Below are 573 nucleotides of genomic sequence, written 5' to 3' on the forward strand. Positions count from 1 at the left end.
CCATCCAGGACGTAACGCTGGCGGAATTCAACGGTGAAACCGATCATGACCCACTGGATCGGAAAGAAAGGCCGGATCTGGTCGCCCTCGTACTTCGCCGGTTCCGTGGGCGGCGCGCCCATCGAGGTGTTGAAACGCTACATCGAACAACAGCAAGCCCCTCACTAATCGCCTACCGGCGATGCGCTATCCTTCCCCTCCCTGAAGGAAGGGGCTTGTCGCGCTTTTTGGTCATCCGTGACAAATCGCATTGCGTTTATGGGCTCTCCCTTGCGTGGCGGTCGCGTGGTGACCGTTGGTATTGGGGTGGCGCCATAGGTTTCAACCAGTTGTGCCTGTAGTGTGCTCTTGCCTGAACAGCTGGGTCCGGTGATTGTGATGATCATGCGTTTCTCCATAAATATATTTATCGCGGTGCGCGGGCATTTCTACCTACCCTGCGTCGGTGTTCATTATATTTAAGGGGGCGGGCGCTCTCCCGCCGCTCCTGCGCCACCGTGGCGCGGTTCGCTGTAATCGTTATAAGGTGTTGTTTTGTTGGGAATTATGAGGCGGGCGAATTAAGATTTAATT

At 55.3% G+C, this 573-nt stretch carries 1 protein-coding gene and 1 pseudogene; one reads left to right on the forward strand and one right to left on the reverse strand.

The features are described 5' to 3' along the window. Positions 1 to 75: 75 nt before the first annotated feature. Positions 76 to 168, forward strand: a pseudogene (locus tag ACOCD2_RS25350) (transposase); the annotation flags it as partial. Here ACOCD2_RS25350 and ACOCD2_RS25355 read toward each other — a convergent pair. Then, entirely contained in the window at positions 165 to 386 is a 222-nt protein-coding gene (locus ACOCD2_RS25355; protein ID WP_293643879.1) for a hypothetical protein, read from the reverse strand. The pseudogene ACOCD2_RS25350 and the gene ACOCD2_RS25355 overlap by 4 nt on opposite strands. Positions 387 to 573 lie beyond the last annotated feature (187 nt).

Source organism: Thiolapillus sp. (genome assembly GCF_048562965.1).
GTDB lineage: Bacteria > Pseudomonadota > Gammaproteobacteria > Chromatiales > Chromatiaceae > Thiolapillus > Thiolapillus brandeum_A.